Source organism: Neobacillus niacini (assembly GCF_023715415.1).
GTDB lineage: Bacteria > Bacillota > Bacilli > Bacillales > Cytobacillaceae > Neobacillus > Neobacillus niacini_C.
In genome coordinates this window covers 165,180-180,177 of the sequence record NZ_JAMBOB010000002.1, presented here as the reverse complement: position 1 = coordinate 180,177, position 14,998 = coordinate 165,180, and the positions used below count along the sequence as shown (strand labels likewise).

The 14,998-nt window shown below is 36.9% G+C and carries 15 protein-coding genes; 5 read left to right on the top strand and 10 right to left on the bottom strand.

The genetic code is table 11. The features are described from left to right. Positions 1-6: 6 nt before the first annotated feature. A complete protein-coding gene (locus tag M3189_RS04245; protein ID WP_251632396.1) occupies positions 7-1,755 on the bottom strand; it encodes a SulP family inorganic anion transporter in 1,749 nt (582 codons plus the stop codon). 326 nt (positions 1,756-2,081) lie between these two features. On the opposite strand from M3189_RS04245, the gene M3189_RS04240 reads away from it, so the two are divergent. Beyond that, on the top strand, positions 2,082-2,876 hold the full coding sequence (locus M3189_RS04240) for a TIGR00266 family protein (protein WP_251632395.1): 795 nt from the start codon (positions 2,082-2,084) through the stop codon (positions 2,874-2,876). Between the two features lie 44 nt (positions 2,877-2,920). Here the strand turns inward: M3189_RS04240 and M3189_RS04235 are convergent, their stop codons facing one another. The 6 genes from M3189_RS04235 to M3189_RS04210 all read right to left on the bottom strand — a co-directional run bounded on the left by M3189_RS04235 (position 2,921) and on the right by M3189_RS04210 (position 8,022). Continuing rightward, entirely contained in the window at positions 2,921-4,474 is a 1,554-nt protein-coding gene (locus tag M3189_RS04235) for an ATP-binding protein (protein WP_251632393.1), read from the bottom strand. A 228-nt stretch (positions 4,475-4,702) separates the two neighbouring features. Beyond that, on the bottom strand, positions 4,703-5,194 hold the full coding sequence (locus tag M3189_RS04230) for a DinB family protein (RefSeq protein WP_251632385.1): 492 nt from the start codon (positions 5,192-5,194) through the stop codon (positions 4,703-4,705). 59 nt (positions 5,195-5,253) lie between these two features. Then, positions 5,254-6,714, bottom strand: coding sequence for a DUF4153 domain-containing protein (locus tag M3189_RS04225; RefSeq protein ID WP_251632383.1), 1,461 nt, complete (start codon positions 6,712-6,714; stop codon positions 5,254-5,256). Positions 6,715-6,783: 69 nt separating this feature from the next. After that, a complete protein-coding gene (locus tag M3189_RS04220; protein WP_251632381.1) occupies positions 6,784-7,422 on the bottom strand; it encodes a DUF1700 domain-containing protein in 639 nt (212 codons plus the stop codon). Continuing rightward, a complete protein-coding gene (locus M3189_RS04215; RefSeq protein ID WP_095248688.1) occupies positions 7,403-7,750 on the bottom strand; it encodes a PadR family transcriptional regulator in 348 nt (115 codons plus the stop codon). The genes M3189_RS04220 and M3189_RS04215 overlap by 20 nt, the downstream gene beginning before the upstream one ends. A 104-nt stretch (positions 7,751-7,854) precedes the next feature. Then, positions 7,855-8,022, bottom strand: coding sequence for a hypothetical protein (locus M3189_RS04210; protein WP_179292604.1), 168 nt, complete (start codon positions 8,020-8,022; stop codon positions 7,855-7,857). Positions 8,023-8,138: 116 nt separating this feature from the next. Between M3189_RS04210 and M3189_RS04205 the strand changes: the two genes are divergently transcribed. The 4 genes from M3189_RS04205 (at position 8,139) to M3189_RS04190 (ending at position 11,390) form a co-directional block, all read left to right on the top strand. Continuing rightward, a complete protein-coding gene (locus M3189_RS04205; RefSeq protein ID WP_251632378.1) occupies positions 8,139-8,345 on the top strand; it encodes a methionine aminopeptidase in 207 nt (68 codons plus the stop codon). Positions 8,346-8,522: 177 nt separating this feature from the next. Next, positions 8,523-9,536, top strand: coding sequence for an aspartate--ammonia ligase (gene asnA / locus M3189_RS04200; RefSeq protein ID WP_251632376.1), 1,014 nt, complete (start codon positions 8,523-8,525; stop codon positions 9,534-9,536). A gap of 83 nt (positions 9,537-9,619) precedes the next feature. Then, positions 9,620-9,970, top strand: coding sequence for a hypothetical protein (locus M3189_RS04195; RefSeq protein ID WP_179158709.1), 351 nt, complete (start codon positions 9,620-9,622; stop codon positions 9,968-9,970). A gap of 223 nt (positions 9,971-10,193) precedes the next feature. Further along, entirely contained in the window at positions 10,194-11,390 is a 1,197-nt protein-coding gene (locus M3189_RS04190; RefSeq protein WP_251632374.1) for a polysaccharide deacetylase family protein, read from the top strand. A 49-nt stretch (positions 11,391-11,439) separates the two neighbouring features. Here the strand turns inward: M3189_RS04190 and aspA are convergent, their stop codons facing one another. The 3 genes from aspA to M3189_RS04175 all read right to left on the bottom strand — a co-directional run bounded on the left by aspA (position 11,440) and on the right by M3189_RS04175 (position 14,994). After that, complete coding sequence (gene aspA, locus M3189_RS04185) at positions 11,440-12,864, bottom strand: aspartate ammonia-lyase (protein ID WP_251632372.1); 1,425 nt, start codon at positions 12,862-12,864, stop codon at positions 11,440-11,442. Between the two features lie 123 nt (positions 12,865-12,987). Further along, a complete protein-coding gene (locus M3189_RS04180) occupies positions 12,988-13,872 on the bottom strand; it encodes a YitT family protein (RefSeq protein ID WP_251632370.1) in 885 nt (294 codons plus the stop codon). 177 nt (positions 13,873-14,049) lie between these two features. Continuing rightward, positions 14,050-14,994, bottom strand: coding sequence for a biotin-dependent carboxyltransferase family protein (locus tag M3189_RS04175; protein WP_251632368.1), 945 nt, complete (start codon positions 14,992-14,994; stop codon positions 14,050-14,052). Between the last annotated feature and the right edge of the window lie 4 nt (positions 14,995-14,998).

Sequence of the window (14,998 nt, the reverse complement as noted above, 5' to 3'; positions counted from 1 at the left end):
TTAATCCTAGTAAGTAGCCGAGAGCTTCTGTTTGCCGCTTTCCATTACTTCTTGTGCCGAAAGCTTTTTACACTCTTTAAAGGCGAAGTGTTTACAGCCAAGACATTTATTGCGATCCAGTTCAGATAACGCAAACTGAATGGCGTCACCTGTGTGTTCAAAGAAATTCTCTTGACCAATCACATCATATAAACCCGTACTTCTTAGAACATTTTTGGGCTGTTCGTTTATTCCCGATATAATCACTATACCATTTTTTGAAAAGTGAGACACAATACTAGCTAAATTGGCTTCACCCGTAGTATCCATAAAAGGCACTCTGCTCATTCGTAATAAGAGAATCTTAGGTCGATAGTTTATCGTAGTCATAATCGATGTCTCAAAGGTTTGTGCAGCTCCAAAGAATAATGGTCCCTCTACATTATAAATACTTACCTGAGGGCAATCATGCGAATCCGATACCATTTGAGTCTCCACTTTTGCATGTTTATGCTGAAGGTTAGGCAATGCCTTTCTTGTGGTCATCAAATTGCTCATTCTCAAAGTAAATAGAACCGCAGCCATCACTAAACCAACTTCAACCGCAGTTGTCAGATTAACAAAAACTGTTAACAAAAAGGTAACGACTAAGACAAGTGAATCTGTTGATTTGGTTTTTAAAATATGGGCAAATACTTTGCGTTCACTCATATTCCAGGCAACAACCATTAGAATAGGTGCCATGCTGGCGAGCGGAATATAGGATGCGAATGGAGCGAAAAACAGTAATACAAGCAATACTACTATTCCATGAATAATCCCGGATAATGGGGATACTGCCCCGTTTTTTATATTCGTAGCCGTTCTGGCAATCGCCCCGGTTGCCGGTATTCCTCCAAATAGGGGTGTTACCATATTGGCAATCCCTTGACCTATGAGTTCCTTGTTGCTGTTATGTTTACTATTTGTCATACCATCGGCCACGACTGCTGAAAGCAAGGATTCAATCCCGCCAAGCATCGCTATGATAAAAGCTGGCTTTAATAGAGTAATAATCATCTCAAAGCTCAAATTAGGTATCTGGAGTTGTGGCAGAGAGTTTGGAATTTGTCCATAGGCACTTCCAATTGTTGCTACTTGCCCTGGATAAAGCAAAGTTGCAATCATAGTTGAAACAATTAATCCAATTAATGGACCTGGGACCTTAGGGGCAATCCTGGGTGTTAGTATAATGGTTGCTAAACATATGACCGCTGTTAGGATGCTCAAAAGGTTAATACTATCAATGTGAATGAAAAGTTCGTTTAGATTATTGATAAATTCTTCATGTTTCTTAATCCCTGTCAACCCTAGGAAACTAGCAATTTGTCCAGTAAAAATGGTAATTGCAATCCCTGTAGTAAATCCAATCGTTACAGGTCTTGGGATAAATTTAATTAATGATCCCAGTTTAAAAATTCCCATTAAGACCAGCATAATTCCGGCTAGAAAGCCTGCAATTAACAGATTTTCGTATCCGTACGTCATTACGATTCCAAATAATATTGGAATGAACGCACCTGTTGGACCGCCAATTTGGTACTTAGAGCCTCCAAACAAGGAGATGAGAATTCCGGCAACAATTGTTGTATAGATTCCATATTCCGGCTTCACTCCTGAAGCAATCGCGAAGGCCATCCCAAGAGGTATGGCAATTACACCGACAATCAGTCCTGACAGGACATCTTTTGGAACGTTACTTAAGGAATATTGATGGAATCTTTTGTCACTAAACATATGAACCCTTCTTATCTTTTAAATTTGTATATCTGATTATTTGAATATAGAGGAATACGAAGTAATAATCAAGACATTTGTTTTAAAAATATTTCCAGTTGTATTGTCCCCCATCTCTGTGGTATATTAATTGAGCGATGAGCTGAGTTGTGTAAGTCGAGAAACATTCCTTTTTGGAGCACACTATGTGGAGTGTGGTTTTTCGCCTCAATACGCAAAGACGCCTGCTATATGCAGGCGTCTTTTTTATGGTTAAAATTAGCACTTTTCCCCTAAATCTTATAAAATGGAATTATAAGGGATTTTTCATTAGAGGAGGGAAAAAGATGAATAATCATGAAATTGATTACAAAATCTACGGCGATGATATGCAGTTTGTTGAGGTTGAGCTTGATCCGCAAGAAACAGTTATCGCTGAAGCAGGAAGCTTTATGATGATGGAAGATGACATACATATGGAGACGATTTTCGGAGATGGATCTAGTAACTCTGGAGGCAGCGGTCTGATGGGCAAATTATTCAGCGCAGGTAAACGGGTGATTACAGGTGAAAGCTTATTCATGACGGCCTTTACCAATCAAGGTCATGGCAAAAAACATGTTTCCTTTGCCTCTCCGTACCCCGGTAAAATTATTCCAATGGATTTAAGTGAGTTGGGTGGAAAAATCATCTGTCAAAAGGATGCCTTCCTAGCAGCTGCCAAAGGTGTTTCCGTTGGAGTAGAATTTCAACGAAAAATTGGTGCTGGGTTCTTTGGCGGTGAAGGCTTTATTATGCAAAAACTTGAAGGTGATGGCCTAGCTTTTGTTCATGCCGGTGGAACAATTACAAAAAAGGAGCTCCAACCAGGCCAATCATTAAGAGTAGACACCGGCTGTCTCGTGGCAATGACAAGTGGTGTTGATTATGATATCGAATTTGTTAAGGGAGTTAAAACAGCCCTATTCGGCGGTGAAGGGTTATTTTTCGCCACACTACGAGGGCCAGGGTCAGTTTGGATTCAATCTCTGCCATTTAGCAGACTTGCAAGCCGTGTCTTTGCAGCTGCACCGCATCGTGGCGGGGGAAAAGATGAAGGCAGTATTGCAAGAGGAATTTTTGATATGTTCAATGGAGACTAATTACCTTTAATAGAAAAAGGGCAGAGTTAAATTCTGCCCTTTTTCTATTTCAATGTATTCACCCCAAGATACTCTGAAAGAGCAACCTGTAGGGTTCCTTTTAATTCGGCAACATGATCAAAAGAGATTCCTGAATTGATAACGAGCTTTACAATCTCTGGACGGAGTCCCGTTATTACTGTCTTACACCCCATCATCGAGATTCCATTAATAACCCGAATGAGATGTTTGATGACTTCAACCTCCATCACAGCTACACCCGAAAGGTCTAATATTAACGTCTGAATATGGGAATTACCAATTTCCGTGATGATTTTATCTTCAATTGTATTGGCTCTAAAGCTATCAATTGCACCAATTAACGGTATAATGCTAATATTTTTTGAGATTGGAATAATGGGAACAGATAGGTTCTCTAGAAGTTTTCTCTGAGCGTCCAACAATTCATCTTTATATTTAGTATATTGAATAAAGAACGAAGTTAAGAAATGATCAAATTGCCGATTGATGTTTTTTTCCAAAGTAAAATAAAATTCAGATGAATGATCATTATTTTCATTTAAATCAAAATTATAGAGGAAATCCCAAACGGTTCTTCTTATTGCTTGTATCCATTCCAATTTAAAAGCAATCGTAATCGAATATTTAGCCCAGGCAATTCCTTCTTGTTTTGCGAATGTTATTAATTCATGTTCACGTTCCTCAATTATCAGTAACACGAGTTTATGTGCATTACTTAATAGATTTATATTGCCAATCCTATGTATCTCATCAATTTTATCTTTTACGTTAATTGCTTCTTCTAATAATCTTTTCTCAAATATATCTTTATTTGCATGAAAAAATTCTCTTATTGATAATGTTTCTTCATAGGTTAAATCCAACTTTTTAACACCTCTCCTTTTAGGATCATTTCCAATTGGAATTCTTAAGGAAAATTTTGTTCCTTTATTTTCTTCACTTTCGACATTGATTCTTCCACCCTGCTGGTAGACCACCGAAAACACTTGGGTTAACCCCATCCCAGTTCCGAGGTCCTTTGTTGAATAAAACGGTGTCCCCAATAAGGATAATTTTTCTTTTGGGATCCCTATTCCAGTATCTTCTATACATACCACGATTTCTTCTCCTTCAGCAAAATGGCTGATAGACAATTCCCCTATTTCATTCATCGATTCCAGAGCATTTTTTATTAGATTAAAAAATGCCTTTTTAAACTGGTTTTTTTTACCATATATAGCAGTTGTAGTGTCGAAATAACTTGTATGTATTTGAATATCGTATATTTTATCTTGAAATAAATTTAAGATAGATTCCAGTTCGACCGCTATGAGAAACATTTGCGGTTCCTCATTTTCTTGGTCTGGTTTAGAAACTTGAAGAAGCTCATTCAGTGTTGATAAGGCATTTTCTAATTCCAACTGTGCAATGTTAATATACTCAGGATTACTTTCATGTTCTAGTAATTGCAGAAAACCTTTAACAGCCGTCAATGGATTACGAACTTCATGAGCAATCCCTGCTGCAATTTGACCAACTGATGCCAATTGAGTTAAATGCTTTTCGCTCTGACATGGTACTGGATTTAAAACTTTCAAGGTAACATATCCTTTCTAGTTATGAATTTCTAGCAGTTTACTAGTCATATCCTAGTATTTCGTCTTACTAAACACAAATATTACCAAAATATTCGAAAAATAAACAGGTTAAAAACTCCTAGAAATTTTCCTTAAAAAGGAAAATAACCTCATAATCCACTATCACAAAGTACTATTTTACAAAAACTTTACAGAAATACAAAAGCACAGCCGGCTGGCTGTACTTTTTCAACTTACTCCTTGCTCTTTACTCCAAACACCCTGCATTCTACGAATAGAAACGATTTGTCCAATATGATAGGCATTATGAAGGATAATACTCGACAATGATTCAGACCATGTTTCTTTCGATTCCTCACTAATACGTTGATCAAGCTTTTCATCATCACTATTCTTAATTGTCTCATACCAGTCAGTCATCACCATATTAAATCGTTCTATTACCTGTTCCCATTCCAACTCATTCATATAGGTAAAAGTAGTATCATTATTCCCTTCCAGCTTTAGAACCGCAATATTCTTAAATCGCTTTAAAAATCTCTCATTCCAAAAAACTAAATGACTAATGAGTTCCCAAATGGAATTCTCAGAATCCGATTTTTTCCATAACGCTTGCTCCGGAGTTAATCCAGCGACTGCTTTTTCAAACGAGACAAACCAATGACTCTTTTTTTGACAACAAAGGAATTGTTCAAGTAATACATCTTTACGATTCATCATCCAATCTCCCCTAGATAAATGTTTATCCTAATAGTTTCGACCAAATCCCTTGATAACCTTTATTCTAAATGAAGTTTTCTTAATTCTTCATTTGCTTGCACTCTTTTTAAGTTGTAGGACTGCCATGAATAATTGCTTAGATTTGCTTCATTTTTTCTTTCAAGTAATACATTTTTCAAACCCGGAAGCTGGGGGTTTTTTTCATATAACTCCATTAACCCTAAAATACCTGTGTGAGATAAGCTATTTAGATAATGCAAATCAATTTTCCCACTTTGTTCATATCGTTCAATATTTTTGTTGACGATAATTTGCTCCACATTTATTACGTTCATCACAGTGTAATAGAGTAAGGCGCTTATAAAATAAAAATGGAATAAGGAAAGTTTTTCAATCCAAATCTTAATTAAGGTATACATGAAAATAACAACAAGAAAAATCATAAACGAATGCGCCATGACTCTTATAAAGGTAAATCCATATGCGTCCTCGTACATGCTTAGACGCATGAAAGCTGAACTTAATAACACTGCACTAGAAAGAACAAGAGCGGTTAGCAGCAATTGGATAAATCTTTTTATGAAACCAACCGTGCTCTTAACAAAGGTTAAAACAAGTACTGTAATCGAAAGATTGATCAGGGTAACAAATAATAGTTCAAAGAAGCCTTTTCTTGCATATTCAGCATAGGTGAAGTCTCCCTGTAGCGACCCACTAAAGAAGTATTTAAATTGAACAATGGTGAAGAGGACATATACCGCATTTATTAACACTAGGACAGTAATGGTAATGACACCATCCATATTAAAGGTTAGTTGATTGCCATTCTGATTCAATACATTTATTTGTTTCTTCATCAGAACCTGCATGAGACCAAAGAAGGCAAAAGTATAAAACAAAACTACGATGATACGAAAAACGACTTCAGCATCAATTACTTGAAACCACTGTGGAATTCCCCCTACCATTTTTTCAAATTGAGTATCTGCAGACATCAGAAGCAATAAGACAACCATCAAAACGGGAATGGAAATTAAGACTCCAATTAAAACCTTTTTCCACACTTGAAACTTACTTTCATCAACGCCTTGTTTAAAAACTTTGCCCAATAGTGACGCAAATACGAAATTATACTTTATTGCACCACCTAATTTCGAAAATAAATAGGTGACAAAGGCTGGTTTATTCCAGCGGATGTTTTTTTGGCTTGTTACTAATACAAGATGGAAAAGAACAAGTACTGGAATCACGATAATATTCAAAGCATAAAAATACATATTATCATTTATAAAATAGCTAACTGCTAACAGCCAGATGCAAATTAATACAAGATAACCGAATCGCTGGTGAGAGAAGGAAAAACGGCGGTATCGGAAAAAAAATATCCCATAAAAGGCAACAATAAACACTAAGTAGGAAATGCCTATTTCAGCTCTAAAAAAAGCCTCCTCCGCCACAATTCCCAACACCATACACAACAATAAAAAAATCCAATCTGATTTACCTATTTTCAATTCCATAAATATCCCTCTTCCATATAGAAATTCTATATACATAGTTTTACTAGGTATGTAGGTAAAAAAAGCTGCTTATATCGATGCCTTCCTACCCCATCGATATCCAAGCCAACTAATTGGATATAAGATGATAGTCAAAATGATACAAGCAATAATAAATGTTTTTGTTAATAACGGTTCAAACCACGAATGCGGAATAATTTCAAATACTGTTAAGACCATCAACAACAGATTTGGTATCAATGAAAGTAAAAAAGTCTTCCTTAGCAGGCTTTTTCCTCCATGTCCAAAGCCTTTACCAATCTCATAGCCGAGCAATGCCCAAAATAACATATAAATAAAGGCAATTAAGACGGGGATATCGGTTAGATGGCTCCAAATAACGGAAAGCCAATTCCATTGAAATAGATTATGGAATAGCGTTAATAAGCTTCCTCCCCCAAAAAAGAGAATATTCATGAGAATAAAAAGCCATTTCATTTTACTTGGTGTAACAGAGAGCTCCTCTTTCCACATGGCTGCAATTTCCTCAGGACTCCCTAATCTGGAAATAATTCTTTCCATCATTTCAGTCTCATCATTGCAGTCATAAGATTCTATAAGGATTTCATCGATATGGACTTCATATTCCAGTAGAATACTTTTCTTATCTTCATGGTTTCCAAGCCCTTTTTCGAGCTCTTCTAAAAACTTATTCTTCGGCCGTTCCATGCTTTGATCTCCCTATTACCTTGTTCATCACCTTTACAAAATCCTGCCATTCACGGGTTTTTTCATTCAGAACTTCTTTTCCGGCGTCAGTAATTTGGTAGTATTTACGTGCAGGGCCTTTTTCCTGCTCCTGCCAATAGCACTCGATATACTCTTGTTTTTCAAGCTTGTGCAGAGCTGGATATAATGTCCCCTCTTTCACGCTTAAGCCATTATCACTTCGCTGCTCCAATTCTTTCACCAATTCATAGCCATACATATCTCTTTCATTTAACAATTGGAGCAAGATTAAGGATGTACTTCCTTTTACCAATTCTCGATTAAACATTACTTCACCTACCTAGAAATATTAGGTACATAGAAATTCTACACTACTTAATATAATTTGTAAAACAAAAAAGTGACGATTTTATTAATCGTCACCAAACCTGACTATTTCTTTATCTTTTTTTGATGTTGAATAAATTCGTCACGTTCACCGCCATCAGATAATTCCTCTGAGAACTCATGATTAACACTTTGATCACGACGCTCAAAGGGTCTAACAATTCTTGGAGGTATATTATTATTTGGCGCTGCTTGTTCGTTCCAATCACTCAAAAGTATCACCTCTTTAGTTAGTTTGGGAATCATGGTAAAAAACATACACAAATTGTTTTCTGCATAAATATTCCATTTTTTAATCATACTAAGAAAAAAACAATGAGGTGTAGAACATGGGTTTAATTAACTCCTTTAACCAGTGGAGAGAAACAAGATATCAAAATCATGTATCTCATATGAAGAATCAAGAAAAATGTCCTGATTGCTACGGGAGAGGCTTTACCGTTTATCCTTATAATGAATTTGCTTATTATAACTCAGTGGAATGTCCTGGTTGTCAAGGCAGTGGTGCCTACTCAGATTGGGATCAACTGAGGTAATGAAAAAAATCTCTTCATACGAGTTAACTCGTTGGAGAGATTTTTTTTGTAGTTTGATCTAAACCTATGGAAAGGAAATCATAATTTTGCTATAATTTCAGAATATTCTTTTGGAATACATCTGATTGCATATAAAAACACTTTTTCAATAATGATTTTTACTGGAGGATTCGATTAATGCAAAATTCACTTTCTACTCAACAGCTTTATGCTTCAAAATTAGATCTTTTACAAACAGAAGTGGCAATAAAGAGAACAAAGGACTACTTTGAAAGTTCCTTAGCTGAGAGCTTAAATTTAACCCGAGTATCAGCCCCTATCCTCTTAAAATCTGGAAAGGGTTTAAATGATGACTTAAATGGTGTCGAAAGAATGGTTTCCTTCGAGGCGTTAGATATAAAAAATTCTAATATCGAAATCGTTCAATCATTAGCAAAATGGAAAAGGATGGCTTTGGCAAGGTATGGCTTTGCACTTGGTGCAGGATTATACACAGATATGAATGCGATTAGAAGAGATGAAGTTCTAGACCACTTACATTCCATTTATGTAGACCAATGGGATTGGGAGAAAATTATTACAAAAGAAGAGCGTAACCTTGGTACTTTAAAATCTGAAGTTCAAAAAATATTTCAAGTTTTTAAAAAGACAGAAAACCATCTACATGAGTACTATCCTGTACTTGAGCCTATTCTGCCTGAGGAGATTCATTTTATTACCACGCAGGAACTTGAAACCATGTATCCAGATCTTTCACCGAAAGAGCGAGAAGACAGAATTGCAAAAGAATATGGTGCTGTGTTCATTATGCAAATTGGAGGCCAGTTAGTATCTGGTGAAAAACATGATGGAAGGTCACCAGATTATGATGACTGGACATTAAATGGTGATATTATTTTCTGGTATCCCCTTCTAGAACAATCCATTGAAGTTTCATCTATGGGCATTCGTGTCGATGAAGAGGCACTAAAAAAACAATTAAAGATTTCAAATACCGAGGATAGGATGTCCTTAGAATACCATCAAGCCATTCTAAATCAGGAATTGCCATATACGATTGGTGGAGGTATCGGTCAATCAAGGATATGTATGCTTTTCCTACAAAAAGTTCACATCGGTGAGGTTCAGGTTTCGGTCTGGAATGATGAAATCATTGAAAACTGTAAAAAAGCAAACATCACGCTATTGTAATTATTATACGTAGAATATTTATTACCCTTTCTGGAGATTTATAAAGATATGTATGCTTGTATATTTCTAGAGGGGGTGCTTTAATGTCTGTTTTTGTTTATCAGACGTTTATTATTAAACAAGATAAATTTAAAGAAGCGATAGACAATTTACGTGAGATTAAAAAGTTTAGAAATGACAATTATAATCATCATGTTGAAATTCTTACACCTATTTCCGGTGAAGATCATACCTTTGCACTGCTTTCTACATACGATGGATTAGGAGAAATGGAATTAGAAAACAAAAGAATGTTTGATGATGAAGAATATATAGAACTCATCGGTCCTTTTTTCCTAGAAAACATCAAAGAAGGAAGTATGTATACGCAGATTTACAGAGGGTTAAGTGATAAAAAGAATGACAAAAAGAATGATAAGAAGAGTGAAAAATAACGTAAAGAACCGCATGGATATAAATCATGGCGGTTCTTTTTATGTTTTTACCAATAATTCGTGACCATCTGCCTATAAACCTTCATATGATATAATTAAAGCAGAAATATGTTCCTCTTATTTACCTCCTCTATTCCACCCATTATGTAGCCACAGTCAATACTAATCCTAAATTTAAATTCTGCTCCCTATTCATTTCAATCAATAAGGGGGAAATTTTTCGATGACCGGAATAATAATGATTCTTACAGTTATGATATTTTCAATATTCCTCGTATTGGGAGTTGTTTCATACTTCCAAAAAAGGGGTGGGAAGTGGATTTACTTTACACTTACAGCCTTGAGTTTGATTGCCCTTGTCTTTATGTTGTTTTTCCTAAATTGGGACCTTTCAAAGCCTGGACAAAACAATCCTAATCCACCCGTGACCGAAACCCCTGATAATGGAAACGAGGTTCCAGGTAAAGAAAATCCTCCTGAGGAAACTCCTCCATCAGAAAATCCAACAGATGAAGAACCAGCAGAGGAAGGTCCAAAAGATGAGGAGCCAAAAGATGAGGAGCCAACGAATCCACCTCCTGCAGAACCTGCAAAAATTATTGTCCCAGAGAATGGAACTGTGGATTATAAAGTAGGTGCTGGAGACACCTTATGGTCAATTGCACAGAGAGCCGATTTGACAGTTGCTAAAATAAAGGAATGGAATAATCTAACTTCGGATACTATCTTTGTTGGGCAAATCTTAAAATTATATGGAAAAAATGTTGAACCACCTCCGCCACAAGAACCGCCCAAACAAGAAACTCCACCAACAACAGAGCCATCTGTCATTATTACTAACGGCAGCCTTCAGCAAAAAGAGATTGCCTTAACCTTTGATGCTGGCAGTGACGCCATTGGAATTGCGATTTTGGATGTACTGAAAAAGCATAACGTGAAAGCGACTTTTTTCCTTACAGGCAGCTGGGCAGATAAGTTTCCGAATTACGCTAAGAGAATGGCTGTAGAAGGGCATGATATTGGAAACCATACCTACTCCCATCCAGATGCAGTTAACACAAATACGAATCTTTTTGTTCAGGATATAATAAAAGCAGAAGAAGCAATAAAAAGAGCAACTGGTGTTACTCCACGTCCATATTTCCGCTTTCCATTTGGAACATATAATGCAGCTGCCCTTAAAGCTGTTGGCGGAGCAGGATATCCATATAGCATCCAATGGACCATTGATACCATTGATTGGAAGCAGCCTTCTGTTGAAGTGATCATTTCAAGAATACAATCAGGAGCAAGCAACGGCGACATCATCCTCATGCATATTGGAGGAATCAATACACCTGAAGCAGTTGATAGAGTCATCCCTATTTTAAAATCCATGGGGTATAACTTGGTAACCTTAACGGAATTACTTGATTTATAGACACTAAGAAGGGTGCTCATTTAACGAGCACCCTTTATATATATAACTATTAATCTCTATCCAAAAGTTCTTCCCCTGCTATCCCTGGCTCAGTCATTTCATACACATTCAAGATAATGTCTAATTCCTCTTCTGTTAAAACATCATACTGTAAACAAAGTTCACGAACAGATTTTCCTGAAATAGTGGCTTCTCTCGCAATTCGAGCTGCTACTTCGTATCCAAGATGTGGATTTACTGCCGTAATAATTCCAACACTTTTGTCAACATAGTCTCTTAAACGCTCTTCATTTGCTTCAATGCCTGCTAAGCAATGATCTGTAAAAGCACGGAACCCGTTGTTCATAATACTGATGGACTGAAGAAGGTTAAAGACTAAAACTGGCTCCATTACATTCAGCTCAAGTTGGCCAGCTTCAGACGCAAGACAAATCGTATGGTCATTTCCAATCACCTGGAAGGCAATTTGATTGATTAGCTCTGGCATAACCGGATTCACTTTACCTGGCATAATTGAAGAACCTGGCTGACGTGCAGGAAGACGAATTTCACCTAGCCCAGCTCGAGGACCTGAAGCCATCAAGCGAAGGTCATTTGCGATTTTCGACATATTCATCATGCAGACTTTTAGAGCAGCTGAAACCTCTGTATATGCGTCTGTATTTTGTGTCGCATCCACTAGGTGCTCAGCGTTTACAAGTGGAAAACCGCTGATTTCAGCGAGCTGCTTCACTACATCTTTAATATATTTAGGATCAGCGTTCAGTCCTGTTCCTACTGCCGTAGCTCCCATATTCACTTCTAACAAATGCTCTCGGGTATGTTTGATTCTATTTATATCACGTGTAAGAACACGAGCGTATGCTTCAAACTCTTGTCCAAGACGAATCGGTACGGCATCCTGAAGATGTGTACGGCCCATCTTAATAACCTTCTCAAACTGGACAGCTTTTTGTTTAAATACTTTTTGCATATCTTCCATTGTGACTAGTAATTTTTCTAATAAGGTAAGAGTTGAAATATGTATAGCTGTTGGAAATACATCATTCGTAGATTGTGACATATTTACATGTGTGTTAGGACTTAAATGAAAATAATCCCCTTTCGCTCGACCAAGTAATTCGAGCCCACGGTTTGCGATGACTTCATTTACATTCATGTTCATCGAAGTACCCGCACCACCCTGAATCGGATCGACGATAAATTGATCATCCCACTTACCAGCAATAATTTCATCTGATGCTTGTATAATAACACCAGCAAGATCTTTGTATAATCTAGTTGTATTCATATTAGCAATCGCTGCTGCCTTTTTTACCATTGCAAGCGCTTTAATCAGGGACTCATGGATGCGATATCCAGTAATCGGAAAATTCTCCACTGCCCTAATTGTTTGAATTCCATAGTATGCATCAACCGGTATCTCTTTTTCTCCTAAGAAATCTTTCTCAATTCTTTTCTTGTCTGTTGGCATCCCGTTTCATCCTTTTCTAGTAATCTTGAAGTTACACATCAAATGTAACATAAAAAGTGTTGAAAGAGGATAATAAAAAATCTCAGAGAAATAATCCCTGAGATTTACCATAATATATGTAATTTAATGGATGTCTCTCTTCTTGAAACGTCCGCCCCTAACTTCAGATATGTCTGCTATCGCCAAAAAGGCATTTGGATCAATTTCCTCAACAATCGTTGTTAGCTTCGATTCTTCAAGTCGAGTGATGATGCTGAAAATAACCTTCTTATGGTCACCCGTATAGGCTCCCTCACCCTTAAGATAGGTTACACCACGACCTAAGCGTGCATTTACGGCATTTCCAATTTCTTCTGCTACATCGCTAATGATCCAAACAGATTTGGATTCCTCAAAGCCATCCACTACCGTATCAATCGCTTTTGCAGCAATTACGTAAGCAAGTAAGGAATACATCGCACGATCCCAGCTAAATACAAAACCTGCAGCACCTAAAATAAATATGTTGATAAACATAATAATTTGACCAACGGAGAATGGCACCTTTTTGGTTATAACCAGCGATAATATTTCTGTACCATCTAATGCTCCGCCGAAGCGAATAACAATTCCAACCCCAATACCTAATATCATGCCGCCAAAAATGGTCGCAAGAAGAATATCATCGGTAAAGGCTGGTACAGGGTGAAATAATGTAGTAAAAATAGATAAAACAATAATTCCATAAATTGTAGAAATAGCGAAGGTTTTACCCATCTGCTTGTACCCTAAATATACAAATGGCAGGTTTAACAGGAATAGAAAGATACCGAGCTCAAGACCCGTTAGATGAGATAACATGATCGATATACCTGTTACGCCCCCATCAATTACTTTGTTTGGGACTAAAAAGATTTCTAGACCGACAGCCATTAATATTGCTCCGAGAGTAATGGATATCGCTCGAAAGATTTTTTTAGTAAGAGGAAGTTTTCGATGCTGTACTTTTCCGTTTACCAGTTCTGTCACAAAATCACACCTTATCAAAAAATTTATTAAATAAAACCTTACTTAGAATTTAATTACCATTGTTAATTATCGGACTAGGTTATTATTACCATGTTATGTAGCAATCATGAATTAATTATCCCTATCATTATACCATAAAATCTATTAAATATGAATCTAAGTTCACATTTTGGATAGTTAAGACCGAGATATCCAGTCTAAATATTTTATTCTATTCCTACTCTCAATTACGAGTTTTTGAGCAGCGTGAAGGGAAATCTCCTTAAATCTTATCCTTGTTCCCGGTTTAGCTTGAGCAAGAAGAGGGATATCTGTTGATATGACACTTCCTATTCTTGAATAGCCTCCTGTAGTTTGGTGCTCAGCCATGAGAATAATTGGCTGCCCGCTTGACGGTACTTGAATTCCCCCTAAGGGAATGGCATCCGAAATAATATCTGCTGTACTGCTATGCTCAATTTTTGGCCCTGATAATTGGAATCCCATTCGGTTTGATTGAGAAGATATGATATATTCTCCAGTTAGGAATGTTTCGAATCCTAATGGCGTAAATGCATCTTTATGAGGACCTGCTATTATTCTAACGAATAATGGACTTTTATATTCTGGGATAAACTTTGAGTGAAGAAATCTATTTCTTCTGATAGAAGGTTTCCCATAAAGGATATCTTCTTCTATTAAAGCCCTGCCATCTAAACCACCAAAACCCCCAGTTAAATAGGTTGATTTACTATTCAGTACCTGTGGAACGTGTATACCTCCAGCAACACTTATATACGTATTTGCTCCCTCTTTTATGCTGCCAAACGAGAGAGTTTGTCCCTTCTTGATGACGATGCTTTTCCAAAGTGGTACCTCCTGATTATTAATTTCCGGAGTGAAATTTCCGCCGCTAATTGCAATAGAGATATCATGCAAAGCCAATAAAACGGGTCCAATAAGTGGTGCCTCAAGTGCAGCTTCACCTAAAACGTTTCCAACTAATAAATTTCCCATTTGCAGAGAGTAGGAATCCATTGCTCCAGATGGGCTAACCCCGTATTCACGAAATCCATATCTCCCAAGGTCTTGCACGGTTGTTTGCAATCCTGGCTTTATTACCTTAAAGATTGGCGTATTCATCTTA

Excerpts from the sequence above, each read along its gene's own strand:
- M3189_RS04245 (WP_251632396.1), bottom strand. The coding sequence starts at position 1,755 with ATGTTTAGTGACAAAAGATTCCATCAATATTCCTTAAGTAACGTTCCA.
- aspA (WP_251632372.1), bottom strand. The coding sequence starts at position 12,864 with ATGCCAACAGACAAGAAAAGAATTGAGAAAGATTTCTTAGGAGAAAAA.
- M3189_RS04190 (WP_251632374.1), top strand. The coding sequence starts at position 10,194 with ATGACCGGAATAATAATGATTCTTACAGTTATGATATTTTCAATATTC.
- M3189_RS04195 (WP_179158709.1), top strand. The coding sequence starts at position 9,620 with ATGTCTGTTTTTGTTTATCAGACGTTTATTATTAAACAAGATAAATTT.
- M3189_RS04205 (WP_251632378.1), top strand. The coding sequence starts at position 8,139 with ATGGGTTTAATTAACTCCTTTAACCAGTGGAGAGAAACAAGATATCAA.
- M3189_RS04215 (WP_095248688.1), bottom strand. The coding sequence starts at position 7,750 with ATGTTTAATCGAGAATTGGTAAAAGGAAGTACATCCTTAATCTTGCTC.
- M3189_RS04175 (WP_251632368.1), bottom strand. The coding sequence starts at position 14,994 with ATGAATACGCCAATCTTTAAGGTAATAAAGCCAGGATTGCAAACAACC.
- M3189_RS04230 (WP_251632385.1), bottom strand. The coding sequence starts at position 5,194 with ATGATGAATCGTAAAGATGTATTACTTGAACAATTCCTTTGTTGTCAA.
- M3189_RS04240 (WP_251632395.1), top strand. The coding sequence starts at position 2,082 with ATGAATAATCATGAAATTGATTACAAAATCTACGGCGATGATATGCAG.
- M3189_RS04220 (WP_251632381.1), bottom strand. The coding sequence starts at position 7,422 with ATGGAACGGCCGAAGAATAAGTTTTTAGAAGAGCTCGAAAAAGGGCTT.
- asnA (WP_251632376.1), top strand. The coding sequence starts at position 8,523 with ATGCAAAATTCACTTTCTACTCAACAGCTTTATGCTTCAAAATTAGAT.
- M3189_RS04225 (WP_251632383.1), bottom strand. The coding sequence starts at position 6,714 with ATGGAATTGAAAATAGGTAAATCAGATTGGATTTTTTTATTGTTGTGT.